General features: G+C 65.4%; 24 protein-coding genes. 6 read left to right on the forward strand and 18 right to left on the reverse strand.

Annotated elements, in window-relative coordinates:
* Window positions 1-66: 66 nt before the first annotated feature.
* The 3 genes from sufB to M2342_RS16925 all read right to left on the reverse strand — a co-directional run bounded on the left by sufB (window position 67) and on the right by M2342_RS16925 (window position 3,074).
* Window positions 67-1,554 (reverse strand): Fe-S cluster assembly protein SufB, encoded by a 1,488-nt coding sequence (sufB, locus tag M2342_RS16915; RefSeq protein ID WP_181558409.1) that lies wholly within the window; start codon window positions 1,552-1,554, stop codon window positions 67-69.
* Window positions 1,551-2,039 carry an RrF2 family transcriptional regulator gene (locus tag M2342_RS16920; protein ID WP_264573823.1) on the reverse strand — a complete coding sequence of 163 codons (489 nt, stop codon included), beginning with the start codon at window positions 2,037-2,039 and terminating at the stop codon, window positions 1,551-1,553. Before M2342_RS16920 ends, sufB begins: the two co-directional genes overlap by 4 nt.
* Before the next feature lie 156 nt (window positions 2,040-2,195).
* Complete coding sequence (locus M2342_RS16925; protein WP_264573824.1) at window positions 2,196-3,074, reverse strand: AraC family transcriptional regulator; 879 nt, start codon at window positions 3,072-3,074, stop codon at window positions 2,196-2,198.
* 371 nt (window positions 3,075-3,445) lie between these two features.
* Here M2342_RS16925 and M2342_RS16930 point away from each other — a divergent pair, with 371 nt between their 5' ends.
* The 3 genes from M2342_RS16930 to rpsT all read left to right on the forward strand — a co-directional run bounded on the left by M2342_RS16930 (window position 3,446) and on the right by rpsT (window position 6,138).
* Window positions 3,446-4,483 (forward strand): quinone-dependent dihydroorotate dehydrogenase, encoded by a 1,038-nt coding sequence (locus M2342_RS16930; protein ID WP_264579928.1) that lies wholly within the window; start codon window positions 3,446-3,448, stop codon window positions 4,481-4,483.
* Between the two features lie 89 nt (window positions 4,484-4,572).
* Window positions 4,573-5,769: an AI-2E family transporter gene (locus M2342_RS16935; RefSeq protein ID WP_181558405.1), complete on the forward strand. Its 1,197-nt coding sequence runs from the start codon at window positions 4,573-4,575 to the stop codon at window positions 5,767-5,769.
* Between the two features lie 105 nt (window positions 5,770-5,874).
* Window positions 5,875-6,138 (forward strand): 30S ribosomal protein S20, encoded by a 264-nt coding sequence (gene rpsT / locus M2342_RS16940; RefSeq protein WP_264579929.1) that lies wholly within the window; start codon window positions 5,875-5,877, stop codon window positions 6,136-6,138.
* A 119-nt stretch (window positions 6,139-6,257) separates the two neighbouring features.
* On the opposite strand, the gene M2342_RS16945 is transcribed toward rpsT, so the two are convergent.
* The 5 genes from M2342_RS16945 to M2342_RS16965 form a co-directional block, all read right to left on the reverse strand.
* Window positions 6,258-7,331, reverse strand: a complete 1,074-nt coding sequence (locus M2342_RS16945) for an AI-2E family transporter (protein ID WP_264579930.1) — start codon at window positions 7,329-7,331, stop codon at window positions 6,258-6,260.
* 72 nt (window positions 7,332-7,403) lie between these two features.
* Window positions 7,404-8,198, reverse strand: coding sequence for a DUF1206 domain-containing protein (locus M2342_RS16950; protein WP_264579931.1), 795 nt, complete (start codon window positions 8,196-8,198; stop codon window positions 7,404-7,406).
* Between the two features lie 130 nt (window positions 8,199-8,328).
* Window positions 8,329-9,225 carry a transglutaminase family protein gene (locus M2342_RS16955; protein WP_264579932.1) on the reverse strand — a complete coding sequence of 299 codons (897 nt, stop codon included), beginning with the start codon at window positions 9,223-9,225 and terminating at the stop codon, window positions 8,329-8,331.
* Window positions 9,226-9,248: 23 nt separating this feature from the next.
* Window positions 9,249-11,732 (reverse strand): circularly permuted type 2 ATP-grasp protein, encoded by a 2,484-nt coding sequence (locus M2342_RS16960; RefSeq protein WP_264579933.1) that lies wholly within the window; start codon window positions 11,730-11,732, stop codon window positions 9,249-9,251.
* Window positions 11,733-11,746: 14 nt separating this feature from the next.
* Window positions 11,747-15,091 (reverse strand): DUF2126 domain-containing protein, encoded by a 3,345-nt coding sequence (locus M2342_RS16965; RefSeq protein WP_264579934.1) that lies wholly within the window; start codon window positions 15,089-15,091, stop codon window positions 11,747-11,749.
* Between the two features lie 154 nt (window positions 15,092-15,245).
* Between M2342_RS16965 and M2342_RS16970 the strand changes: the two genes are divergently transcribed.
* Window positions 15,246-15,524 (forward strand): hypothetical protein, encoded by a 279-nt coding sequence (locus tag M2342_RS16970; RefSeq protein WP_181558398.1) that lies wholly within the window; start codon window positions 15,246-15,248, stop codon window positions 15,522-15,524.
* Between the two features lie 7 nt (window positions 15,525-15,531).
* On the opposite strand, the gene M2342_RS16975 is transcribed toward M2342_RS16970, so the two are convergent.
* Window positions 15,532-16,089, reverse strand: coding sequence for an NADPH-dependent FMN reductase (locus M2342_RS16975; protein ID WP_181558397.1), 558 nt, complete (start codon window positions 16,087-16,089; stop codon window positions 15,532-15,534).
* A gap of 186 nt (window positions 16,090-16,275) precedes the next feature.
* Between M2342_RS16975 and M2342_RS16980 the strand changes: the two genes are divergently transcribed.
* Window positions 16,276-16,410, forward strand: a complete 135-nt coding sequence (locus M2342_RS16980; protein WP_181558396.1) for an entericidin A/B family lipoprotein — start codon at window positions 16,276-16,278, stop codon at window positions 16,408-16,410.
* Between the two features lie 79 nt (window positions 16,411-16,489).
* Here M2342_RS16980 and M2342_RS16985 read toward each other — a convergent pair whose 3' ends face one another.
* From M2342_RS16985 to M2342_RS17025, 9 genes are all read right to left on the reverse strand, one after another.
* Entirely contained in the window at window positions 16,490-17,242 is a 753-nt protein-coding gene (locus tag M2342_RS16985; RefSeq protein WP_264579935.1) for an SDR family oxidoreductase, read from the reverse strand.
* 89 nt (window positions 17,243-17,331) lie between these two features.
* Window positions 17,332-18,012, reverse strand: coding sequence for an epoxyqueuosine reductase QueH (locus M2342_RS16990; protein WP_264579936.1), 681 nt, complete (start codon window positions 18,010-18,012; stop codon window positions 17,332-17,334).
* 200 nt (window positions 18,013-18,212) lie between these two features.
* Window positions 18,213-19,001, reverse strand: a complete 789-nt coding sequence (locus tag M2342_RS16995) for an SDR family oxidoreductase (RefSeq protein WP_264579937.1) — start codon at window positions 18,999-19,001, stop codon at window positions 18,213-18,215.
* Window positions 19,002-19,178: 177 nt separating this feature from the next.
* Window positions 19,179-19,652, reverse strand: coding sequence for a nuclear transport factor 2 family protein (locus M2342_RS17000; protein ID WP_264577188.1), 474 nt, complete (start codon window positions 19,650-19,652; stop codon window positions 19,179-19,181).
* 2 nt (window positions 19,653-19,654) lie between these two features.
* Window positions 19,655-20,119: a DUF3237 domain-containing protein gene (locus M2342_RS17005; protein ID WP_181558391.1), complete on the reverse strand. Its 465-nt coding sequence runs from the start codon at window positions 20,117-20,119 to the stop codon at window positions 19,655-19,657.
* Window positions 20,120-20,165: 46 nt separating this feature from the next.
* Entirely contained in the window at window positions 20,166-21,587 is a 1,422-nt protein-coding gene (locus M2342_RS17010; protein WP_264579938.1) for an MFS transporter, read from the reverse strand.
* Window positions 21,588-21,716: 129 nt separating this feature from the next.
* On the reverse strand, window positions 21,717-23,948 hold the full coding sequence (locus M2342_RS17015; RefSeq protein ID WP_264579939.1) for a PQQ-dependent dehydrogenase, methanol/ethanol family: 2,232 nt from the start codon (window positions 23,946-23,948) through the stop codon (window positions 21,717-21,719).
* A gap of 3 nt (window positions 23,949-23,951) precedes the next feature.
* Complete coding sequence (locus M2342_RS17020; RefSeq protein WP_264579940.1) at window positions 23,952-24,431, reverse strand: nuclear transport factor 2 family protein; 480 nt, start codon at window positions 24,429-24,431, stop codon at window positions 23,952-23,954.
* Window positions 24,432-24,490: 59 nt separating this feature from the next.
* Window positions 24,491-24,967: a nuclear transport factor 2 family protein gene (locus M2342_RS17025; RefSeq protein ID WP_264579941.1), complete on the reverse strand. Its 477-nt coding sequence runs from the start codon at window positions 24,965-24,967 to the stop codon at window positions 24,491-24,493.
* Between the two features lie 355 nt (window positions 24,968-25,322).
* Here M2342_RS17025 and M2342_RS17030 point away from each other — a divergent pair.
* Window positions 25,323-25,873, forward strand: a 551-nt coding sequence (locus tag M2342_RS17030) for a carboxylesterase family protein (RefSeq protein ID WP_264579942.1), incomplete at its 3' end; no start/stop codon positions are given.

Here is a 25,873-nt window from a genome sequence, read left to right on the forward strand (position 1 = left end):
GCGCCGTGCCGTAAGAAGCGGGATGCCGGATCAGGTCCTGCATGACGTGGGAGGACAGGGCAGAGGTCACCCCACCGAACCTTCCAACGAAATCCCGAGCAGCTTCTGTGCTTCCACCGCGAATTCCATCGGCAGTTGCTGGAGCACATCCTTGGCGAAGCCGTTGACGATCAGGCTCACCGCCGCTTCCTGATCCAGCCCGCGCTGCAGGGCGTAGAAGAGCTGATCGTCGCTGATCTTGCTCGTCGTCGCCTCATGCTCGACGATGGCGCTCGGGTTCTTCACCTCGATATAGGGCACGGTGTGGGCGCCGCACTGGTCACCCAGCAGCAGCGAATCGCACTGGGTGAAGTTGCGCGCCCCTTCCGCATTGGCGCTCATCCGCACAAGGCCGCGATAGGTGCCATTGGACTTGCCGGCGCTGATGCCCTTGGAGACGATCGTCGAACGGGTGTTCTTCCCGTTGTGGATCATCTTGGTGCCGGTATCGGCCTGCTGGCGATTGTTGGTCACCGCCACCGAGTAGAACTCGCCGACGCTGTTCTCGCCGTTCAGCACGCAGCTGGGATATTTCCACGTGATCGCGCTGCCGGTTTCCACCTGAGTCCAGCTCACCTTGCTATTGCGCCCCTGGCAGAGCGCGCGCTTGGTGACGAAATTGTAGATGCCGCCCTTGCCCTCAGCATCGCCGGGATACCAGTTCTGCACGGTCGAATATTTGATCTCGGCATCATCGAGCGCGACCAGCTCGACCACGGCAGCGTGGAGCTGGTTCTCGTCGCGCTGCGGGGCGGTGCAGCCTTCCAGATAGGAAACGTAGCTGCCCTTGTCCGCGACGATCAGCGTGCGCTCGAATTGGCCGGTATTCTCGGCATTGATGCGGAAATAGGTGGAGAGCTCCATCGGGCAGCGCACGCCCTCCGGAATGTAGACGAAGGTCCCATCCGAGAAGACCGCGCAGTTCAATGTGGCGAAGTAGTTGTCATGCATCGGCACGACCTTGCCCAGCCACTTCTTCACCAGCTCGGGAAACTCGCGGATCGCCTCGCTGATCGAGCGGAAGATGACGCCGGCTTCCTCCAGTTCCTTGCGGAAGGTGGTGGCGACCGAAACGCTGTCGAACACGGCGTCCACAGCGACCCGGCGCGCGCCCGCGACATTGGCGAGCACCTTCTGCTCCTCGATTGGAATGCCCAGCTTCTCGTAAGTCCGGCGGATCTCCGGATCGAGCTCGTCCAGGCTGCCCAGCTCGACCTTCTTCTTGGGCGCCGCATAATAATAGGCGTCCTGATAATCGATCGGCGGCACGTTGAGCTTCGCCCAATCCGGCGAGTCCATTGTCAGCCAGTGGCGATAGGCCTTGAGGCGCCACTCCAACATCCATTCCGGCTCGTTCTTCTTGGCCGAGATGAAGCGGACAGTGTCCTCGCTCAGGCCCTTGGGCGCGAACTCCTGCTCGATGTCCGAACTGAAGCCCCACTCATAGTCGCTCACCTTCTTGGCGGCGGCGAGCGCATCTTCATTCTTGGGGCGGGTATCGACCGGGGCAGTCATTGCACGGACTCCATGGCGGTTGCGCTTGCAGGGCCAGTCAGGCCCGGAGGTGAGAAAGCCGCAACCGGCAGCGTTTCAGGGGAAGCGATGAGATGAGCCAGCGTGACATGCGCCAGCGCATCGCGGACCAGCGCGTTGACGCCGATCCAGTGCGGGCGGATGTCACAGGGCTGCGAGAGGGCGCAGCATTCCGCCCCGTGCGGCTCGAGGCAGCCAGTGAGCGCGATCGGGCCATCGACCGCCTCGATGATGTCGGCCAGCGTGATCGCCGCTGCCGGACGCGCCAGCTTGATACCGCCGCCGCTGCCGCGCGTCGCCTTGATCAGCCCGGCCCGGCCGAGCAGGCTCGCAAGCTTCTGCCCCGTCGGCACCGGAATGCCGGCCTTGGCCGAGAGGCTCGCGGCGTTCGCCCGCGCGCCACCGCACTGCGACGCGGCGGTCCGCATCATCAGCACGGCATAATCGGCAAGGCTCGACAGGCGCATGTTTGCAAACGACTCTCAAATCGGAGTAAATTGGTCTGATTGCGCAAATGGGCCGGCGCTCGCCGGAAATCAAGCCCGAAAGCGGAGCAATTCGCAGCGCGGGCGCTTCTGTTGCCTTACGCGATGAGGGGCGAGCACGCGGCAGCGGCTGGCGAGTCAGCTGATCTGACTCAACCTGGCGATCCCGTCCTTCAGCTCCGCGCGCTTCATCGAGAGACGGATTACGATGCTGGCTCGCTCGCGCAGCTCCGTGGGCGTGAGGCCCGTGAAATGCTTGATCTCGCGGATGAAATGCGATTGGTCATAGAAGGCATCGCCACTCACTTCCGCCCATTCCAGATCTTCGCGCGCCAGAACCTGGGCACAGCGCAGCGCCCGATACTTGCGCGCCAGATATTTGGGCGGCGCGCCGTACAGCCGGTTGCACCAGCGCGCGAGCTGGCGCGCGGAAAGACCCGTCGTCTCCTGCAGCACCTCGACCCGGGGCGACTGCTCGTCTGCCAGCCAGCGGTCCACGACCTCGATGAATCTGCGCTCCGCATCCGGGACGGGATGAAGGTGATCGCGGATGAAAGCCCAGAAGATATCTTCCGCGTTGCCAGGATCATCGATCCTCCGCAGCGCCGAGAGCATGTCGGTCCAGCCCGGGCCGAACCGGGCAGCGAGATCGACGACATCATCGGATGCCGCATCCGCATCGCCGGCCCGCAGCGCCGCCCAGCCCAGCGGCAGTACGGAAACGCCGAACACCTGCAAAGGCCCGTGCACATCGAAATGCGTTGCCGCGCTGGTCGCGCCGAGCAGGCAGCATTCAGGGGTCTCCGCCCGGTGCCCGTCCACGAACCGATAGGCGCCCGAACCGGCGAGCATGAAGCGGATTTGCGCGAAGTCCGCACGGGTATGGTCCGCCACGCGCGGCTGGTCCGCCGTGAACAAGTACATTGCGCCAAAATAGTGGGCCAGATCGACAGGCGGAACGAAGTAGCTGAGCGCTACCATGTCCGCAGTATCGGCAACGGAGAATCTGTGACGCACGCGCGACCCTGACCACTCTCCAGGGAAAGACGAGCCGAAATGTTCGATCGGAAGGACTGGCAGTTCGGCAGGGCCAAGGCCACGCCATCGCGTGCTCCACCCTGAACGACCTTTCGCACAAATCGCTGATGCGGCAAATAAAAAAGCGGCCCGGCAGGCAATATCACCCGCCAGACCGCTAAAGTTCAAGGTCTCTGAGCCAAATGACCAAGAGCCCTTCGGGTCGCAGTCTCGCCGTAACGCGATTCGTTCAGCTTGGATTGGACGGAATCGTCATGATAATGCGAATCGTAGCCCGGTTGAGATTCCGCGCCACGGCTCCGTTGCGCTGCCCTTTGACCGCTTGACCGAGCGCTGGCATAGCGCGCGGCATGTACCAGAAGCTCCGCCCTCTCCTGTTCGCGCTCGATGCGGAGCGCGCCCATGGCCTCGCCCTTGCCGCGCTGCGCCTGCCTTTGCCCTCAGCCCCCAAGCCGGACCCAATTCTGGCCCAACGGCTGTTCGGACTGGACTTCGCCAGCCCAGTCGGCCTCGCTGCGGGGTTCGACAAGAATGGCGACGTGATAGACCGGGTCGGCGCGCTGGGCTTCGGCTTTGGAGAATTGGGGACACTGACCCCGCGCCCACAGGTCGGCAATCCACGCCCGCGCATTTTCCGGCTGGTCGAGGATGGCGGCATCATCAACCGGCTGGGGTTCAACAATGGCGGGCAACCGGCGGCCTGCGCCCGGCTCGGTCGACGCGGCAAGCCACGGGGGCTGATCATCGGCATAAACATCGGCGCCAACAAGGACACCGAGGATCGCATTGCCGATTATGAGGAAGGCGTGCGGGCGATGAGCCCCCATTGCCATTACCTCACCGTCAATGTGTCCTCGCCCAACACGCCTGGCCTGCGCGCTCTGCAGGACCGGGGCGCGCTCGACGCCTTGCTCGGCCGCGTGATGGCCGCGCGTGCAGAGGATGGGCCGCCAATGCTGCTCAAGATCGCACCCGATCTCGAGCCGGCGGACGTCGACGACATCGCGGAACTGGCTTTGCAGCACCGCATCGACGGACTGATCGTAACGAACACCACGATCAGCCGTCCGGCCTCCCTCCGCTCCGCCAATGCCGGGGAATCGGGCGGCCTGTCCGGCGCACCGCTGCATGACATGGCCCTTGGCCGCCTGCGCGATTTCCGCCAGCGCCTCGGCGACCGGCTGCCGTTGATCGGCGCCGGCGGCATCCGTACCGCCGAGCAGGCCTATGCCCGCATCCGCGCCGGCGCGAGCCTCATCCAGCTCTATTCGGCGATGGTCTATGAGGGGCCGTATCTGCCCGCGCGCATCAATGCCGGGCTCGCCGATCTCTTGCGCCGGGATGGGTTCACGTCGATCAGCCAGGCTGTCGGGGTCGATACGCGCTGAGGAATCGCCGACCTCAACGGATCGACATTGCCTTTGCGCTGTTTTTGCGATGAGGTCGCGCCAGACGAACTGAACGGAATTCGCCCAGCATGGATGCCAGCCCGCCACCCCGCAAGATCGAGGATCACGCCTTTCTCGCGCTGGTCATTCTCATCACGGTCGCCTTCGCGTTCATTCTGGAGCCTTATTTCCAGGCGATCCTGTGGGGCGTGATCATCGCCATCCTGTTCCAGCCGGTGCATCGCGAGATTCGCGACATCATGCCGCGCTGGCCCAGCGCCGCTGCCGGCCTGACGTTGCTGCTCATCATCGCACTGGTGATCGTACCGGCGCTGCTGCTCACCATCGCGCTGATTCAGGAAGCGAGCGTGTTCTACGCGCGCATTCAGTCCGGCGAGATCAACTTCGCGCAATTGTTCGATGATCTGCGCGCCAGCATGCCCGCTTGGTCCGAAAGCTGGCTCCAGCGTTACGGGCTCGACAATTTCAATGCCGCGCAAGAGCGGCTGCGCGAAGCGGCGGCAGACAGCTTCCAGTTCGTGGCAGCGCAGGCCGTCAACATCGGCCAGAGTGCGTTCAGCCTGTTCATCGCGTTCACCGTCATGCTCTATCTCACTTATTTCCTGCTGCGCGATGGCGAGACTCTGATGGAGAGCGTGATCAAGCGGACGCCGCTACGCGATGGCCCGCGCCGGGAATTGCTCCGCCAGTTCGTACTGGTGATCCGCGCGACCGTGAAAGGCAGCATTATCGTCGCCATCGTGCAGGGCTTCATCGGCGGAGTCGTGTTCTGGCTGCTGGGCGTCGAAGGCGCCTTGCTGTGGGGCGTGATGATGGGCTTCTTCTCGCTGTTGCCCGCCGTGGGCACCGGCATCGTCTGGGTGCCGGTCGCGGTCTACCTGCTAGTCAGCGGCGCGCTGGCCCAAGCGCTCATCCTCATCTTCTGCGGCATCTTCGTGATCGGGATGGTGGATAATCTGCTGCGGCCGATCCTCGTCGGGCGGGATACCAGGATGCCGGACTATCTGGTGCTCATCACCACGCTGGGCGGGCTGCAACTGTTCGGCTTCAGCGGGCTGGTGATCGGTCCGGTCATCGCTGCCCTGTTCATCGCCACCTGGAACATCGTGGCCGGGATGCGCGGGCAGGATGAGGCCGCGCTCCCCATCACGGAGCCAGACGACCTGCCGGATGCCGCTTCCGTCCCGGTCGGCGAGGTGGAAGCGCGCTTACGCACCGATGCGACAGGCACGCAGAAGCCGGCTTCGTCGCCACAAGGCGGTTGACGCTGTCCCGGATCAGGGCTAATGGCCCGGCCTTCGCGCGCCTGCGGCTTCCGCCTGGCGAGTCGGGCCGCGCGCCCAAAAACAGTTTCGAGTTCGAGGAATTTCATGGCCAATACGCCGCAGGCAAAGAAGCGCATTCGTCGCAGCGCACGTCGCGCCGAGATCAACGGTAGCCGCATGAGCCGCATCCGCACCCTCGTAAAGAAGGTGGAAGCAGCGGTCGCAGCTGGTGACAAGTCGGCGGCGCAGGCAGCCCTTTCCGCCGCACAGCCTGAGCTGTCGCGCGGCGTGGCCCGTGGCGTGCTCCACAAGAACACCGCCTCGCGCAAGTTCAGCCGCCTGACCAAGAGCGTCGCCGGCCTGGCCTGAGCGCTCTCGCGGATTTCAAGACAAGAACGGCGTCGGACTTTCCGGCGCCTTTTTTGTTGTCCGGACGAGCGGCTGGCCCCGCCCGTCCCTCATGATCAGCCACGGTTCTCGCGCGCCCGTCAGTCCTGCCCGGCGATCTTGATCTTCTTCCCAAGCAGCGTGCGCACATAGATGCGCTGGACCATCACGAAGACCACCACCGTCAGCGGCGCAGCCAGCAGCATGCCCATGAAGCCGAACAGAAGCCCGGCCGCCACTACCGCGAAGAGCAGCACGGCGGGCGGCACGTCCACGGCTTGTTTCTGAATCATTGGCTGCAGGAAATTGCCCTGCAATTGTTGGATGACGAGGAACACCAACGTCGTCCACAGGGCGGTCATCGGCGACACGGTAAAGGCGAGCAACACGGCCGGCACGCCCGCGATGATCGGGCCGATCATCGGGATCACATCCAGCAGGCCCGCAATGATGCCAAGGCCGCCTGCTGCGGGCACGCCCAACGCCGCAAGCCCGGCCCAGGTCAACGCCGCCACGACCACCGACGAGACAGCCTGTCCCATCATCCAGCCTCGCAAGCCGCGCACCGCATCATCGAGTGCCTCGCCGAGCGGGAATTCGGCCCGCTGGGGCATCAGCAAGATGAGGCCGCGCCGATAGACGGCGGGATCGCTGGCGATGAAGATGGCGCCGACGAACAGCAGCACCAGATTGGCGATGCCGTTGCCCGCCGTGAGCGCATAACCGCCGGCCTGAGACAGAAGGTTGGAAAGGTCGCCCTGACCCTGCTCGATCAGGTCGCGGGTGGCGTCGCCGAGACCAAACCGCTCCAGCAGCGCCTGCACCTGGTCGATGGCGGGCGGGATGCTGTCCCGGATGGTGTCGAACTCGCCCACGATCTGCGTGCCGAACAGCGTGAAAGCGCCGGTGATGACCGCCAGCAGCGTCACCACCGCAAGAGCCAGCCCAAGTCCGCGCGGCAGCTTGGGGATGCGGCAGATGACGCGGGTGATGGCATCGAGAATAGCCGCCAGCACCAGCGCCGCGAAGACCAGCAGCAGCAGGCCGGACATTTTGACGAACAGCCACGCGGTGCCCACGACCGCCAGAATGATCACGGTCGCCATGGCGATCCGCGCGCCCGGACCTTGCCGTTCGCGCGGCGCCGGATCCGCGTCGCGCTGCTGAACTGTCATGACATCCCCCTTATCGTTCGCCGCCAGCTTAATGCTTGGTGGTGCCTGTGCAATGTACCGTTGGGCTTCCGCTCACCAGCCGAAGCGCGATGCCCCGCTTGCCAGAGGGCCGGCCGAAACGGTCTGCAGGCGCCGGTACCGCGCTTCGATCAGGCTGAACATGCCAAAGCCGAGCAAGCCGATGGCAATCAGGATGTCCCACGGATTGGTCAGCCAGGCGAGCGCGTCCGACATGCCGCCGGCCTCGCTTGCCTGCGAATCCAGCCCCGCAGAGACCAGAAAGCCGCCGGTGATCAGGAAGATCGTCCCACGCGCCGCATAGCCCAGTCGACCGGTCCATTGTGCCCAGGCCTTGCGCGCGACCTGCGGTTCCAGATGCTTCAAGTAGCTGCCCTTGGCGGCCTTGAAGAGCTGGTACAGCCCCGTACCGATCAGGATGAGGCCACCGATGATGAGCAGGATAAAGCCGCCGGGCAATTGGAGGGCGCTCTGTGCGCTTTCCTCCGTCCCGCCGCCCGAGCCCCCGGAGGTGCCCCGCATGAGTCGGATCGCCTGCCACGCCAGAAACAGGTGGATCAGCCCGCTTGCTGCTGCACCGACGCGGCTGATCTTGCCCTTGGTATCATCATCATGCTGCTCGATGTTGAAAGCGGCGTCCGACAGCCGCCAGAGCCCATAGCCGATCAATCCCGCCGCCATCAGGCCGAGGAGAATCATGCCGCCGCCATCGCCGAGATATTCAAGCGCGCCCGACGGGTCCTCGGCCCGCCCGGCCCGCAACACGAGAAAGGCAATGACGATGTATAGCGCGCCACGGGTCGCGAAGCCGGCGCGCGCGAGCATCGTCAGTCTGGCTCCGGTATCCATGTGCGCATCTCCCTGTTCACCGACGCTAACGATCAGGGCGCAGCGACGTTCCGCGCCGATGCGTCGATCGGATCAGGTCCGCTCGACCGGGAGAGGTCGCTCATAAGGGAGGCCTTGGACCGTGCAACGGTCAGGCGGTGGTGGTGCGGCTGTCCATGGGTGACACGTCCACCGAATTGAAGGTCTTCTGGGAATGGCCGCCGACGAACACGCCATCGATGGGCGAGATGTCCGAATAATCTCGGCCCATGCCGACAACGAGATGATCGCCATTGGCGAGCACGCCATTGGTGGGATCGATCCCGACCCAGCCGCGCAGGGGACCGCACCACAAGGCTACCCAGGCGTGCATCGCGTCCGCGCCGACCAGCCGCGCCTGCCCCGGCGGCGGATCGGTGCGCAGATAGCCGCTCACATAAGCCGCCGGCAAACCGGCGGCACGCAGCGCGACGATGAGAATGTGCGCGAAATCCTGGCAGACGCCGCGCCGGATCGAGAAGGCCTCGGCCACCGGCGTATCGGCCTCGGTTGCCTTGGTGTCGTAATGGAAACTCGCCTGGATGTGCCGGGCGAGCGCCAGTGCCGCGCTCAGGCAGTCCGCATCGGGCGCCAGATGCGGCCGCGCCCAGGCGGCGATCTGCGGCACAAGCGGCAGCAAGCGGGATGGGAAGAGATAGGTCACGGGGGACATCGGCCCGACATCCATGACGGACAGCGCCGCCTGCGCCACCTCCGTCACGCTCATCTGGGCGCCAAGCAGATCCAGCTCGGCCTCGCTCACATCGGCGATGAACGTGGAGCGCACTTCCAGCGAGGCCACGGGCTTGAGCATCTCGATGCGGGTGAGGTTGAACGGATAGGCCCCGACGCGCTCCTGGCGCACGTCGGGCAAAGGATCGACGATGAGGCGATAGTCCCGCACCTGCTGCCCCGGCCATGCGATGGGCGCGAGGCGCAGATTGAAATGCGCCAGCCGCACGGGCGGATCATAATCGACGCGGATGATGTGGCTGACCCGATATCTCATCGCCTGTTATGCATCCGCCTCATCTATGCCAGCCGCGTCATGCCGGAGGCACGCGGCGCATCCTCGCCCTTGAGGAAGAAGCGATCGTCGATCCGGTCCGAGAGATCGAGCAGTGCCGTCTCGATGACCTCCAGATCGCGCGCCGTGAGCATCTCGGCCGAGGCGGCATGCAGACGGGCGGAGAGCGCCAGGGCGAGTTGCACCGGCGGCTCGGGCATCCCGTCGTCACGCAGCGTCGGCAAGGCGCGCAGATGATCGAGAATCGCATCGACCTGAAAGGCAAGCGAGCGCGGATTGCCCGGCTCCAGCAACAGCATGTCGCGCACCGGCGCCAGCGCCAGACCGGAGAGGTAGCGGGTGCGATAGCTGATCTGGCAATCGCACAGATCCAGAAACAGATTGAGATCGTGCCCATTGGCATCGTCGCCGGCAAAGGTGCGCGCCAGCCGGCAAAGGTGGATGGCGCGCTCCAGCCGCCGGCCCAGCTCCAGGAAACGCCAGCCCGCACCGCGCACCATATTCTCGGCAGACAGGCCGGAGAGCGCCGCACAACGATCCAGCAGCCGCGCGACATGCGCCATGAGCTGGGATTCGCGCGCTTCGCTCACCCGGTCGATCTGGCGGCTGAGCAAGCGCCAGAAATCCACCGCCAGCCGCTCGCGCAGGCCCCGGCCAATCGCTTCGGCCGCCTCGAACAGGGATTGGACGCTACCCGGCATCTCCGGATCGCTGAGTGCATGGACGCAGAGCTTGCCGGTGCCTTCACCCAGCTTGTCCTTGCGGGCGCTGCCCCAGGCAACCAGCGTATCGGCCACGCGGCCGAGCGTCGGGCGGTCGAGCGCGGAGGCTGCCTCACCCTCGATGCTGCCGCCGATCAGCACGCGGATCATGCGCAGCACCATTTCGCCGCGCTCCAGATAGCGCGCGAGCCAAAAGAAGTTATCCGCCGCCTTGCTGGGCAGCGTGCCGGCGACCCGGCGAATGGCGACCGGCGCGCCGCTGTCGAGCGTGACCACCGCCGTCTGCGGTTCATCGGCGACAATACAGACGTCGGCGGACATGTCGCCCTGCCCCATCAGCACCGCCCGCATGTCGTCATGCGCTGCGAGCCGCGCAAACCCGCCCGGCATTGCGCGCCACTGTCCATGCGCATCGCGGGCGAGGAAGGCGCGCAGGATGAACGGGCGCGGCAGCAGCACGCCATCGACCAGCGCCGGCGTGGTGGACAATTGCACCAGCTCCTGCCCGATATAGTCCATCGGGCGCTGCTCCAGCTCGGCGAGGAACGCGGCATTCTCGGCCGGGCTGAGGCGCGAGGCCAGGCGCGCGCGGCCATGGGGGATCGCCGGCACCGGCAAGCCGAAGGCAGAGCCGATGGCCAGCCGGTCCGCCTGCTCGCGGACATGGGCGCGCTCCTTCGCCTGCCCGCACCACCATGTCGCGACATTGGGAATGCGCAGCGGCTCGCCGAGCAACTTGCGGCAGAGGCGCGGCAGGAAGGCAGCGAGCGCCGGCGTCTCTAGCACCCCGGCGCCGGGCCAGTTGGCGATGACGAGGTTGCCGTGGCGCATCGCCTCGAAAATATCCGGCACGCCGATGGTCGAGCGCGAATCGAATGCCAGCGGGTCGAGCAGGTCCGTGCCCATCCGCCTCCACAGCCCATCGACCCGCTTCACACCCTCGACGGTGCGGACGTAAAGCTGCCCGTCGCGCACGGTGAGGTCCTGACCCTCGACCAGCAGGATGCCGAGATAGCGCGCAAGGTGCGCCTGCTCGGCATAGCTCTGATTGTAGCGCCCCTGCGTCAGCAGCGCGATGCGCGGATCGGGCCGGGCGCAGATGGCGGCGAGGCCCTGCCGGAAATCGGAGAAGAAGGGTGCCAGCCGCACGAAATTGACGATGCCGAGCGCATCGTCCGTCGCGCGCGTCATCGCGAGGCGGTTTTCCAGCGCATAGCCGGCACCGACGGGCGTGCGCACATAATCCGCCAGCACCCGCCATTCGCCATCCGGCCCGCGCGCCAGATCGACCGCGTAGAATTGTAGCCGGTTGCCGCGCGGCGGCGGCAGGCCGCGCATCTGCCGCCAATAATCCGGCGCGCCGGCGACAATCGCCGCCGGCAGTTCGCCGCTCGCGACGAGGCTGCATTCGCCGTAGAGATCGTCCAGCACCCGTTCGAGCAGATCGGCCCGCTGCGCCAGACCCGCCTCGATGCCCTGCCACTGCGTCGCGTGGATCAGCATCGGCACGGGACTGAGCGGCCAGACGCGCTCCTCGACCTCGCCGGTCAGGCGGAAGGCCATGCCGAGATCAACCACCTGCTGATCGGCCCTGGCCTGCAGACCGGCGAAGCCGCCCCGCGCGGCGCTGGCAATGGCACCGAACATCGCTTCCCAGCGATGCGCCATGGCAGGATCGCCCTGCGCCGCGAGCATGAGGTCACCGCGCCCGGCTTCCCGCGCATAGCGCGCGAGGGCCTGGCCGATGTCCTCTTCCCCGGCAGTCATGGCAAGCGACGCGTTCAAAGGGTCGCGGGCCGTCGCAGATCGAGCGTCAATGGAAATTCCCCCGTTTTCTCGTCCGGCGGCAGCGCCATGGAGCCCGGCGTATGGCCATGATCCTGGAACCGCGCCTTGCGCCGCGCCTCCGCCTCATAGGCATTCACCGGCACGTCGTCATAATTGCGTCCGCCCGGATGCGCCACATGATAGACGCAGCCGCCCAGCGACCGGCCGCTCCATGCGTCGAACACGTCGAAGGTCAGCGGCGCGTTGACCGGCAGGCGCGGATGGAGACAGTCTGACGGCGCCCACGCCTTGTACCGCACGCCGGCCACCGCCTCGCCCGCCACGCCAGTGGCTGCCAGTGGCACGCGGCGGCCGTTGCAGGCGACGACATGCCGCCCCTCGACCAGCCCTGAAACGCGCACCTGCAGCCGCTCGGTGGAGCTGTCCACATAGCGCACGGTCCCGCCGATCGCGCCGGTTTCACCCAGCACATGCCAGGGCTCCAGCGCGTGGGAAATCTCCAGTTCCAGCCCGCCGGCCCGTACCGCGCCATGGACAGGAAAGCGGAACTGCTTCTGCGCCTCGAACCAGTTGGGATCGAAATCATAACCGGCCCGGCGGAGGTCGCCGAGCACGTCGAGAAAATCCTCCCAGACGAAATGGGGCAGCATGAAGCGATCGTGCAGGCGGGTGCCCCAGCGCACGAGATTGCCCTCCTGCGGCGCGCGCCAGAACCAGGCGGTGAGCGCGCGCAGCAGCAATTGCTGGGCCAGGCTCATCCGCGCATCCGGCGGCATCTCGAAGCCTCGGAACTCGACCAGCCCCAGCCGCCCGGTCGGCCCATCGGGCGAGAACATCTTGTCGATGCAGATCTCGGTGCGGTGCGTGTTGCCGGTCACGTCAACCAGCAGGTTGCGGAACAGCCGGTCGACCAGCCAGGGCGGCGGCGTGGCGCCTTCCCCCGGTTTCGGCACCTGCGCCAGCGCCACCTCCAGCTCGTACAGCCCGTCATGCCGCGCCTCGTCAATACGGGGTGCCTGGCTGGTCGGGCCGATGAACAGGCCGGAGAAGAGATAGCTGAGCGAAGGATGACGCTGCCAGTAGAGCACGAAGCTCTTCAGCAGGTCCGGCCTGCGGATGAACGGCGAATCGGTGAGGCTCGGCCCGCCGAGCACGAGATGATTGCCGCCACCCGTCCCCACCGCGCGCCCATCGACCATGAACTTGTCGGCCGTGAGCTTGAGCGCCCGCGCGACATCGTAGAGCGTTTCGGTCAGTTCGACCGTCTCGCCCCATGTCGCGACCGGCTGCACATTGACCTCGATGACGCCGGGATCGGGCGTGATCTTGAGCACCTGCAGGCGCGGATCGGGCGGCGGGGCGTAGCCTTCAATCCGCACTTCGACGCGCATGGCGCAGGCTGCGGCCTCCACCTGCGCGATCAGCTCCAGATAGTCCTCCAACTCGCGCACCGGCGGCAGGAAGACGGAGAGATAATGCGCCTTGGGTTCAACGGTGATCGCCGTGCGCACCGCGCCCTCGATGATCTCCTGCTCCACCCGCTCCTGCGCAGCCGCGCCGCCGGCCTCCGCGCGGGAGGCAACCATCTGCTCGCGCACATCCGGCCGGCGCGCCCGCTCCGCGCGCTGGACATGATAATCCGCAAGCGGCTCGCGCGGTTCGCTCGTGTCGCGCGGGTGGATATACGGGAAGTCGGCCGGCGGCACCAAGGGCAGCGAGCCCAGCGGCAAGCGATAGCCCAGCGAGCTGTCACCCGGCACGGCATGGAGCTTGCCCCGGCGCACCGCCCAGACCTCGCTCTGCCAGCGTGGCTTGGTTTGCGCGGCCTGCCAGCGCTGGATGGGCAAGGCGTAGCCGACGGGCTCGACCAGCCCCATCGCAAACGCCTTCTTCATCCGCTCGCGCGCCTCGACATCGCTGAGCTTGTTATCGTCGGGCGTCACATTGACGGGCAAATCTTCCGCCTTGCGCGCCCATTCTTGCTCATCCTCATAGACCGGCGCGACATAATCGGGCTGAACCTCAAGGCCTGCGGCGATAGTCGCCAGAAAGCGCGCGGCAAGCGCCGGCGTCGCGAGCGGCTTGCCCTCGACCTCTTCCCGCGCGATCAGCATCGGGTCGCGCCACACCGGCACGCCATCCTTGCGCCAGTAGACCGCATAGGCCCAGCGCGGCAGGCTCTCGCCGGGATACCATTTGCCCTGACCGTGGTGGAGCATCCCGCCCGGCGCGAATTTCTCCCGCAGCGCTCGCACGAGCTTGTCCGCATAGCCCTGCTTGGTCGGGCCGACGGCGCCGCCGTTCCACTCATCCTCCTGCCCGCCATTCTCGGCGACGAAGGTCGGCTCGCCGCCGGTCGTCAGCCGCACATCCTGCGCCACGAGGTCGGCGTCCACCTGCTCGCCCAGCGCCTGCACGGCGGCCCAGCGCTCATCGGTGAACGGCTTGGTGATCCGCACCGCCTCGGCAATGCGCGAGACGCGCATCTCGAAGCGGAAGTCCACTTCCGCCGGCTCGGCCAGCCCCTCGATGGGCGAAGCCGAGCGATAATGGGGCGATGCACAGAGCGGGATATGCCCCTCGCCGGCGAACATGCCGGAAGTGGCATCCAGCGCGATCCAGCCGGCGCCCGGCACATAGACTTCCGCCCAGGCATGGAGATCGACCACGTCGCGCGTCACGCCCTTGGGGCCTTCCACCGGCTCGACATCCGCAACGAGCTGGATCGAATAGCCCGAGACGAACCGCGCCGCGAAGCCCAGCCGCCGCACCAGCTGCACCAGCAGCCAGGCGCTATCCCGGCAAGAGCCGGTGCCGATCTGCAGGGTCTCTTCCGGGGTCTGCACCCCGGTTTCCATGCGGATGACATAGCCGATGCGCTGTTCGAGCTGGCGATTGATCTCCACCAGAAAATCGATGGTGCGGCCCTGATGGCCTGCGTGCTGCGCCACCAGCGCCTCGAACAGCGGCCCCTGCGCCTCGACCTCGAAATAGGCAGCCAGATCCGTCTTCAGCGCCTCGTCATAAGCGAACGGATATTCCTCGGCATAAGGCTCGACGAAGAAATCGAACGGATTGATGACGTCGAGATCGGCGAGCAGATCCACTTCCACCACGAAACGGTCGACCGGATCGGGAAAGACCAGCCGCGCCTGCCAATTGCCGTGCGGGTCCTGCTGCCAGTTGATGAAATGGCCCTCCGGCTCGATCCGCAGGGCATAGTTCGGCACCTTGGTGCGGCTATGCGGCGCGGGTCGAAGCCGGATGATCTGCGGCCCGAGACGGATCGGCCTGCTGTAGTGATAGGCCGTGCGATGATAGACTGCAGCTTTGAGCATCCGCGCAGTGAATGCGAATATTGTGCAATGCGCAATAGACAATGCGCGCCCGGTGGGCCAACGGCTCGGCCCGGCCTTTCCAAAACGTTAAGAAACGGCGGTCAGGGATTGCACGAGCAGGACGGCGCGCAAGCCGGGCGCAACAGAGGAAGGCATGGCGGAACAGGATTTCAGGCGACAGGAGTATATTTCCGGGGCGCTTATCGATTGGGAGCGGCGCGGCGCGGACCATGGCGTCATCCTGACGCTGCATATCGCCGAAAGCGGCATGCGCGGCGGCCATCACCGGGTGTCGACGGCACTCAACGACCGCCAGTTGCGCGCGCTGACCCGCGATCTCATGCGGGCAGCTCGTGCGCGTGGCCTCAGCATCGAATCGCGCACGCCGCTGCGCACGCGAATCTGGCGACGCCTCAAGTCGATCGTGAACTGAGCGGCGGTCAGCCCGCCCGGTCGATCAGCTTGCGGAAGGCATCCAGGAAGCTGCGGAAAAAATCCTCCGTCTTCTTGTCCGTCAGCCGGCCGTCATCCTCGAACAGCTTGGCCGCATTGCCGACATAGGCCTCGGGCTGCTGGAGGATCGGCGTGTCCTGAAAGACCAGCATCTGGCGCAGATGATGATTGGCGCCGAACCCGCCAAGCGCTCCCGGCGAGACGGTCATGATCGCCGCGGGCTTACCCATCCACACGCTCTGGCCATAGGGCCGCGAGCCAACGTCGATAGCGTTCTTGAGCACGCCCGGCACCGAGCGGTTATATTCGGGCGTGACGAACAGCAACGCGTCGGCCGGGGCGATCTCCTTGCGAAAGCGCGTCCACGCTGCCGGCGGGCTGTCGGTCTCCGCATCTTCATCATAATGCGGCAAATCGCCGATCTCCACGATCCGCAGCGCCATATCGTCATCGGCGAGGCGCGCCAGCTCCAGCGCCGCCTTGCGGTTATACGAGTCCTTGCGCAGACTGCCCACGATTACCGCGACATCGATCTTCCCGCTCATCACTGACCCTTTCATCTGGTTGCTATCCGGCGCGGCCGAGGCGCTGCCGTCTCATCTTCCTGAACGGCCCGACGAGGCACGCGTTCCCTGACACCTTCCCTGCAAGCTGCGCCCGCCGACCGGAAATCGCAACCGAACCGTTGCTCAAGCATTTCATCGCCCGGAACAAACAGAAGGAAGACAATCATGAAACAGCGCGGCACATTGATTCTGCTGCTCGGCGCGGCCCTCGCACTCCAGGCTTGCGCGACTGTCAAAGGCGCCGGCAAGGACATCGAATCGGTTGGTCAGGCCGGGCAGGAAGTGATCGACGGCAACTAAGCGCGATTGACACGGGCGGCCTTCATACGGCCGCCCGATCCTTCAAGAGCCCGCCCGCCGACTGCCAACGTCCCCAGTATCACAATTTGACGGCGGCGTTGCCCCCATCCGCCCACAGCGCCGAGCCAGTCACAAAGCTCGCCATGTCGCTGGCCAAAAATAGCGCCGCCTGCGCGATTTCTTCCGGCTGGGCGATCCGCTTCATCGCGTGAAGACTAGCCGCCCAGGCCTGCTGATCGGCATCGCTTGCCATCCCTGTCGCTGTCCCGCCCGGAAGCAAGGCATTCGCGCGGATGCCCTGCGCGCCGTAATCGGCCGTAATGCCGCGCACGATGCCAAGCAGCCCCGCCTTCGCCGTCCCATAGGCCGACATGCTGGGCAAGCCGACGCTATTGCCCACGAAGCTGCCAGTGAAGATGAGCGCGCCGCCGCCTTGATCGAGCATGGCGGGAATCTGCGCGCGAGCGCCGAGGAAAGCCGCCGTCAGGTTGACCGCCAGCACCTGCGACCAATCCTCCGGCGTGAGATCTGCCAGCGGCTGCATCGTCCCGACAAGCCCGGCATTGTTGAACGCGATGTTCAGCCCCCCGAAGGTCTCACAGGCGACCGCGACGGCTCGGCGGTGCGTCTCCTCCTCGCGCACGTCGCCCGCGACAATGGCCGCCCGACCACCCTGCGCTCTGATGGACTCGGCGACGCTCTCAAGCGCCCCCTCGCGCCGGGCAACCAGCACGACGGCCGCGCCCTGTTGCGTGAACAGCAGAGCAGCGGCGCGCCCGATCCCCGAACTCGCGCCGGTGATGATGGCGACTTTGCGATCCAGTAATGTCATGATCCAGCTCCATAAGTGGAGCCGGTCAGCTAGACGGGCGGCCGGAAGGACGCGTCCCGTTTCTTGTGGTCAAACCCCTCCCGCGCGGCTCAGTCCTGCGCGGAAGGCTCGTCCCCATAATACAGTTCGCCGATACGGATTTCCTCACGGCCTTGGGCGACCCGGTGCGCGTTGGTATCCCGCAGCGAGAAGACACAGCCGCAATATTCCTGCTGGTAGAAGCGCTCGCGCTTGCTGATCTCGATCATCCGCGCCGCGCCGCCACCCTTGCGCCAGTTGAACGTCCAATATTTGATGCCGGGATAATGCGCCGCCGCGCGCTCCCCGCAATCGTTGATCTGGTTCATGTTCTTCCAGCGCGAGATACCGAGCGAGGAGGTGATGACCGGGAAGCCATGCTCATACGCGTAGAGCGCCGTGCGCTCGAACCGCATGTCGAAGCACATGGTGCAGCGCGCGCCGCGCTCGGGCTCATTCTCCATGCCCTTGGCGCGCTTGAACCAGTTCACCGTGTCATAGTCGGCATCCACGAAGGGAATATTATGCTGCTCGGCAAAGCGGATATTCTCCTCCTTGCGCAGCAGATATTCCTCCTTGGGGTGGATGTTCGGATTGTAGAAGAAGATGGTGTAGTCAATGCCGCTCGCGGTCATCGCTTCCATCACCTCGCCCGAGCAGGGCGCGCAACAGCTGTGCAGCAGCACCTTCTTCTCGCCATCGGGCGGCGTGATGACCGGTCGTTCGTAATCGAGGCTATTGGGGTTCGTCATGGCGCGCGCCTTTAGCAGATCGCCGGGCGCGCGTCACCCGCTGTGCGGTGGGCGAGTGGACTGATCTATGCCTTAACCCCAATCACGGTTCGGCCTTTCCCCACGCCGTTCGGGCTTAGCTGAGAAGGACAGCCCTTCGACAGGCTCAGGGCGAACGGAGATCATATGTCTCATCATCCGCCCGACCAACCGGCCGTCCTCTAAAAGGTCGAGGTCGTGGCACCGCCATCGATGGTGAGGCTCTGCCCGGTAGTGTAGTTGGCAAACTCGCTGCAGAACATCGCCACGAACGCCCCGACATCGTCCGCATTGCCGAAGCGCCCGCTGGCGATCCGCCAGTCTCGCACGAACTCGGCGACCTCATCCTCATAGGTCGTGCCCTTGGCCTTGGCGCGGGCATTGAACTGGTCCTCGACTGTCGCGGTGTGGTGCATGCCCGGCAGCAGGTTGTTGATGACGACATTGTGCTTGGCTACCACCTTCGAGACGGCGACGCTGTAGTTCACCAGCGCCGCCCGCGTGCTGCCTGAAAGCGCCCGGATTTCGCCAGGATATTTCGCAGCCACCGTGGCGATATTCACCACCCGGCCCCATCGGCGCTCCACCATGCCATCGAGCACGCGGCGCATGAACTCGATGGGCGAGAGCAGCGAAATTTCGATGGCGCTCTGCCATTGTTCGTCGGTGATCGCGCGATAGTCCGGCGTCATCGGCGGCGGGGCGCAGGTGCCGACGAGAATGTCCGGCTCCGGGCAGGCCGCCAGAATGCGCTCGCGCCCCTCGGCGCTGGCATGATCGGCGACGATTGGCAGGACCCGCGCGCCGGTCTCATCGGCAATCTCCTGCGCCGCGCGCATCAGCCGCTGCTCACCCCGCGCCGAGATGAACACGTCCACGCCCTCGCGGGCCAGCGCCATCGCCGCGCTCTTGCCCATGCCGGCGCTGGCGCCGTTGACGATCGCCTTGCGGCCCCTGATGCCCAGATCCATGGCTTGCCTCTCCTGTGTTTCTCGTTCGGCCCAGCCTAGCGCGTCCGACTAAGCCGCGCCACCGCCCGCTCCCTCCGTCATTCCCGCGGACGCTGGAATCCAAGGGCGCGATGGAAATTCGGCTGGGTTCTAGATTCCCGCGTTCGCGGGAATGACGAACGGAAATGTCGTATCCTCTTATCCCAAAGGCCGCCCGCTTGCCGTTTCCGCCGGCATCGCTTGCGTCACGTCCCAATGCTCCACGATCAGCCCGTCCTCGATGCGGAAGATGTTCATGACCGCACTGCCGCCATCTTCCGGCCCCATCCGTCCGATGATCTGCACGGTGGCGTAGTCGCCATCCACCAGCACCCGCCGGACCTGAATCTCCGTGCCTGGCTTGGAGAAGACCGGCTCCAGCCATTTGAGCGCATTTTCGCGGCCATCGGCGATGATCGGGTTGTGCTGGATATAGTCCTTATGGACATATCGCTCAAAGGCCCGGCGCGGGTCGCGCTGCTCATAGAGGATCGTCACGAAGTCGATCATCAACGCCCGGTTGCGCGCCGTCAGCGCGACATGATCGGCGCTCCCGGCCTGTGCCGGATCGACGACCGCGCCCTGCGCGATCGCCCGATCCACCGGAAACAGCCCTGCAGAGGACTCCGCCATGCTCAGAGCACCGCCCAATAGTTGAACACGGACTTGGTCTTCTGCCGATCCGTCTTACCGATAAACACGGTCCGGCTGAGCCAGCCATGCGGCCCTTCCGGTGCATCGAACTGCGGGGTCACCCGCATATAATATTCGGAGGGGTCGACCGGCTCATAATTCTGCAGGCGATCCAGAACCTCCTTGGGTCCATGGCGCACGCCGGTGTTGCGCAGCTGGATCAGCGTGCCGTCATCGGCCTCGATCAGGTAACGCGCGTTGAAGTCGCAGGTCTGGTCCGGGCGGATGCTGGGCCAGTCCCCGCCGGTGTGGGGCACGATGCGGCCATTGAGGCGCGGACCGGTGATCCGGCCACCGAGCACGCCGACATAGCCTCGCTCCAGCCCGTCCGTGGTCGGGCCGTAGCGAAAGCGGGGGCTCAGATCGATCTCGATGGTGAAGACATATTCCAGTTCAGGCGGTTGCATACCGGTTCCTTGCATGTGGGTGTGTGGATGAGGCGGGTGGCGGCGCTCAGGCGAGCGGCGGCGGCTTGGCGTTGACCTTGCCGGAAACGAAATCGTCCTCGTCCGTCACCATGCGGACGCCATGGGTTTCGTATCGCAGCATCGAGGTGGCGAGGAAGCCAATGACGGCAAAGGCGGCGAGCGTGAGGAAGCCGGGCGTGATCGCGGCTTCCGTCGCCTGGGGCGAGAGCAGATTGCCGCTGCCGGCGATCAGCGCCAGAATGATGGGTCCGAGCAGCTTGCCGAAGCCGCTGACCATCTGGACGAGGCCGCCGCCCAGCCCGGCGAGGCGGACCGGGAATAATTCCGTCCCGTAGGGCGAGCTGTTGGAGGCCCCGCCATCGTAGAATAGCGATCCGCACATCAGGCACAGCAGGAACACCGGTATACCGGCCACGAAATAAGGGTGCAGGAAGGCCGCCGCGCTGATCGTCACCGCCGTTCCGAACAGGCAGATGAGCGCGGAGCGCCAGCGACCGATGAAGTGCGGGGTGACCGTCCACAGCGCCCGGCCGGCGATGCCGGCAATGCTCACGAACACGAAATAGGCAGCCGCCTCGGCCGGCTGGATCTTGAGCAGCATGGTGAGCACCGTTGGGCCCCACAAGGCCACGCCGAAGCCCGCGATGCCGAGCCCCGAGCTGGTCGCCACGATCAGCCAGAAGCGACCTGGATACAAGGCGATGTCGCGCAGGCGCGCGCGGCGCACTTCCTTGGGCACGCGCGGCAGCGGGATCTGCTCCTTGGGCAGATCGACATATTTGGCGAGCACATCATGCGCTTCGGTCGCGCGGCCCTGGGAGACCAGCCAGCGGACCGATTCCGGCACCAGAAAGTAGAGCGCGAAGGCAATGACGAGCGGGAAGAAACCGAGCAGGGCGAGGCCGCGCCAGCCGATGGTCGGCAGGAAATTGGCGACCAGCAACGAGGCCAGCAACACCCCGCCGGGCGCGATCAGGCCGCTCGCACTGGCGATCATGGTGCGCCAGCGCGTCGGCGCGATCTCGATCAGCAAGGTGATCTGCGTGCCGCCATAGCCCACGCCGACGATGAAGCGCAGGAACGCGAACAGCATCCAGCTCCCGTCCGGCACGAAGGCCGCGCAGCCGGCCGCCAGCGAATAGAGCACAATCCCGGAAATCAGTGCCGGCTTGCGCCCATAGCGGTCCGCGAACCAGGCGAAGGGCAGCGCACCCACCAATTGGCCCACGCCTGCCGAAAGCAACACGATGGAGACCTGGCCGAAGGTGAGGTTCCATTCCGGCCCGATGACGCTGACCAGAAAGCCGATGATGTAGAAATCGAAAAACTCAAACAGGCCCTGCGTCATCAGCAGGACGACGAGCAGCCAGTAGCGCGGCTTGAGCCGGGCCGATTCGAAGATGTCGATGCCATCCTGCTCTGGCATGGCCGTCGCTGCGGCAGTCATACGCGACCACCCGCGTCCGAGGCTGGGCAGACAAGGATGCTCATCCGCAGGGCGCGCCTCTCCACATCTCTCGAGAGCGACATCAATCCAGACAGTGAGAATATGGTATCCATCTCGCTCATGCTCTCATTAGTTGGCCGTGGTGATGCGGGAGTAGACCGGCGTTTCCTGTGGCGCTCCGGCATGCTGCCGGGCGTATGCCTTGCTCTGCAGATCGATCAGATGGGCATGGATCGCCTGCACGTCGGCGCGCGTCAGCAGATCGTCCCAGCGCGGCATTCCGTTGGGCAGCAGCAGCCCTTCCAGCACGATCTGCTCGAACGCCTGATGCGCGCCCTCGCTCATGCGGGTCAGGCTCGGCAGCGGTGCGCGCGGCATGTTGGAATGGCAGATCGAACAGTTTTTCGAGAAGAGCACCCGTCCCTTCGCCAACCGATCGGCATCGGTGCCGGAGATCTGCACGGGCGGGGCCGGGATCGGCCCCTCCGGCGGGACGTCCGGCGGGATCGGCACTGGTCCGCCATCCAGCCGAAAGACCAGGATGCGATTGGCGTTCCCCTTGGCATAGGCGGCGGAATAATCGGGGACCAAGCCCCAGCCGCCCCCGCCCCAGCCGGTCTGCACCGCGATATATTGCACGCCCTTCACCCGGTAGGTCATGGGGGCGGCAAGGATCGAGCGACCGGTGTCGATCGTGCGCACCACCTTGCCGGTATCGGAATCCAGGATGACCAGCTTACCCGACAGCGTGCCGAAGATGATGAGGCCACTCTGCGTCGCGAGTACGCCACTGCGGTCCTGCCAGCCGTCCTCGCGCGGATAGCTCCAGATCGTCCTGCCGGTCACCGGATCAACGGCGCGCACGTCAGCCGCCCAGGGCTTGTCCTTCACCCATTGCCATTGCGGCAGATCGGTGATGGTCTTCTGCACATCCTTGGGCAGACCCGGAAGCGCGGCCTCCAGAAAGGGCGTGAAGATCGATTCCGTGCCCGCGTTCAGCGCCAGCTTGCGCCGCGGCATCGCCAGATTGGCGGGCGGCACCATGATGAGATTGCCCATGTCGAGAAAATGGGCGACGTACATCTTGCGCTGCGGATCATAAGCCGCGCCATACCAGTTGCGCGCGCCGGGCGGGGCCGGGAAGACCAGCTTGGGGCCGGCATTGATGTCCGAATATTCCGGCGTGGCGATCGGCTTGCCGGTCTTGAGGTCCCAGCCCGATGCCCAGCTTGTGCGCACCATTCTGTGCACGGCGAGCGGCTTGCCCGTCTCCCGGTCCAGCATGAAGAAGAAGCCGTTCTTGGGCGTGTGCAGCAGCACGGGGCGCTCGGCGCCGTTCACGGCCATGCGCGTCAGGATCATCGGCTGGACGGAGGTGAAATCCCAGTTGTCGCCCGGCGTTTCCTGAAAATGCCATTTCATCGCACCCGTCTTGCGGTCGAGCGCGACCAGCGAACTCAGGTAGAGATTATCCCCGCCGCCCGGCGAACGGATCGCCTGCGCATAAGGCCCGCCATTGCCGACGCCGATGATGACCTGATCGAATTCGGGATCGTAGGTAATCGCATCCCAGGCCGTGCCGCCGCCGCCGATATCCCAGCGGCTTTTCGGGTTCCAGGTCTTGAGCGCCGCCTCCAGCGCCTTGCTTTCCTGCGGCCCCAGCGCGGGATCGCGCGGTATGGTGTAGAAGCGCCAGACCTCTTTGCCGGTGCGGATGTCGAACGCGATGACATAGCCGCGCGTGTCATATTCTGCGCCGGCATTGCCGATGATGACGAGGTCGCCCGCCACTTCCGGCGCGCCGGTGCTGGTATAGGCCCGACTGCGATCGAGAAAACTGTCGACCTTCCAAACGACCGCACCGGTCTTCTGGTCGAGCGCATAGAGCCATCCGTCGAGCGCGGCGACGAACACTTTCCCGTCCGCCACCGCCACCCCGCGATTGGCCTGATCGCAACAGGCGTAGCGATTGACCTGCATGTCGACCTCGGGCGAGAAAGCCCAGAGTTGCCGGCCCGTTGCCGCGTCCAGCGCATAGGCCCGGCCGAGATTGCCGGACGTATACATCACCCCGTCGATGACGACCGGTGTCGCTTCCTGCACGCGGGTGGTGCCGAGATCATAATCCCAGGCGAGGCCGAGCCTACCGACATTGGTCTTGTCGATATCGGTGAGGCGGGAATAACGGCTTTCCGCCCAGTCCCCGCCCGGATTGTCCCAATCGTCGCCCGCACCGAACGGAGGCGGTCCCGCCATGCTGCCGGGCGGCGCGTTCGAGCAGGCCGCCAGCAGGGCAAGGCCCAGCAAAGCGCCAAGCAGGCTCGACACACCGGATGGCGGCACGGCAGGACGCCCGGACACTGCTCAACCCATCTGCGTGACGGGGTTCACATATTCGGCGGCGCGGTCCTCCATGCACTCGTTCCAGATCTTGCGGAAGGTGAAGAGCCACTTGCCATCGACGCGGCGCAACTCGTCTTCATAATGGCCGTAGCCGCCGACATAGGGCGTACGCAGGCGGGTATCGTTGTCGATTTCGAACCAGAAGGAGCGGCTCCAGGCCTTGTCGCCTTCCACCTTCACGGTGATGTTGGTGATAAAGTGGCGCAGCCGCGGCGGGCGGGTCGGCTCCTCGCCCTTGCCGCGCCCCGAGAAGTAAGTGCGCATGCCCTTGCACTCCTCGCGGATCGCCTCGCGCCCGCGCACGATGCCGCCCGCCCAATCCAGCACGCCTTCTTCGGCGAAGGTGCAGGCGTAACCATCCGGATCCTGCCAATCGAGCGCGAACAGATAGCGCGCCTGCAGATCCTCGATTTCCGCGCGGTCATCAGCGAAACTGGCCATGAACGTTCCTCTCCTCAGGTCTCAAATCTTGTCTTGGGCGCCGGATTTGGGATCGGCGCCTAGCGCCGCCAGGGTGTCAGCGCCTTGCGGGTATCGTCCCAATGCTCGACGACCTTGCCATCGGCGATGCGGAACATGTCGAAGGCTTCGCCCGAATAGGTCTCGCCGGGATTGTGCGGATCGGGCTGCGGCTGGGTCCAGATCACCACCACATAGTCGCCCTGCGCGATGGCCTTCTTCAGCGTCTTCTTGCCGGGCGGGATCATCGCGGGCGGGGGGTTGCGGATCAGCGAGATCAGCTCGAGCACGCCCTCGCGGCCCTGCCGCACATTGGGATTATGCTGGATGTAATCCTCATCAATGTATTTCATCACCGCATCGGGATCGGCGCGATTGATGACGCCATCCCACATTGCCAGCACCATCTCGATATTGGCCTGCTCGCGCCTGCGCTCGTGATTGATCCCGAGCCACCAGCTGATCGCGGCGGTCACGCCCACCAGCAGGAGGGCACCCAGCACCAGCGATATCTTCATCCTCTCACCTCTTCCCGACCCATGATCGTCCGATCCGGCGTCGCCGGCCCGTCGCGCACGCGCCGGACCGAATCGCACCCTCTCCGCACGGTCGCTCGTTCAGGCCGATGGCCCGACTCGGCGATCCGCATTTCCGCCGCTCAACCGCTCCGCAACGAAATGGGAAACGGCAATTTTTTCTCATTGAACGGAACCAGCTTGCACTGAATGAACAAATTTGCAAGTTTCATCTCACGATTGCTAGACGATTCAGGAAAGAGTCGCGGCAGGAGCTTGGTTCACAGGAGAGGACAATGCTGCATTCCGGCTGCATCCGCGTGTCTCAGCGCGCCTTCCCATCGCGGAAGGCGATGCGATGAGCGATCCTTTCTCCACCGCGCGCACCGGCAGCCCGTCACGGCGGCCACACATGGCCTTCTCGCGCCGCGGCCTGCTCGGCGCTGGCGTCGGATTGATCGCCGCGCCCTCGCTCGCCGCCATCGGCACCGTCGGTGAGCGGCCCATTGTTTCGACCTCGGCCGGCAAGGTGCAGGGCATCACCGAGGGCGCCGTTTATGCGTTCAAGGGCATCCCCTATGGCGAGCCGACGGGCGGCGCCGCACGTTTCCTCCCGCCTGTCCCACGCAAGCCCTGGAGCGATGTGCGTGACGCCTCGCGCTACGGGCCGCGCTGCCCGCAGCATGGCTTTCTCGGCGGCCCCGACACGCCCACGCATTCCGAAGACTGCCTTGTCGCCAATGTCTGGACCGGCTCGCTGACCGGCAGCAAGCCGGTGATGGTCTGGGTCCATGGCGGCGGCTGGGAAGTCGGTGGCTCGGATGATCCCGTCAGCAATGGCGCCTGGCTGGCGCGCAATCATGACGTGGTGATGGTCTCGATCAACCATCGCCTCAACGTCCACGGTTA

The sequence above is a fragment of the Sphingobium sp. B8D3A genome, assembly GCF_025961995.1.
Taxonomy (GTDB): Bacteria; Pseudomonadota; Alphaproteobacteria; order Sphingomonadales; family Sphingomonadaceae; genus Sphingobium.